This is a genomic window from Faecalibacterium sp. DFI.5.82 (assembly GCF_029076575.1).
GTDB lineage: Bacteria > Bacillota > Clostridia > Oscillospirales > Ruminococcaceae > Faecalibacterium > Faecalibacterium duncaniae.
In genome coordinates, this window is the sequence record NZ_JARFIS010000622.1 from 1 (window position 1) to 305 (window position 305).

1 pseudogene is annotated in these 305 nt (G+C 56.1%); it reads right to left on the minus strand.

The window, feature by feature from the left end:
* Positions 1-305, minus strand: a pseudogene (locus P0G09_RS18145) (hypothetical protein); the annotation flags it as partial.

Genomic DNA, 305 nt, shown 5'->3' on the forward strand with positions numbered 1-305 from the left:
CGTCCAGATAGGTGGCACCGCTGTCCACCAGCAGGAAGCCCTTGCGCTCCAGCTGGGCATGGTCCTCCTTAGCCCGCAGCGAAACATTCTTCCAACGCTCTGCAGCATAGGAATAGACCGCTTCCAACTCTGGAACCGCCACCCACGGCAGCAGCTTCTCGGAGCTGCCCCTGCGCTCTCCATGTTCGGGCAAATCAACAGCAAGAACCTGATATCCTGCTGGGCAGGCAAGTTCTGCAAACGGCAGGGCTTCTTCTTTTGCATCCCATTTTGCCATGGACATAGAGATATACTTTTCGGCTTTC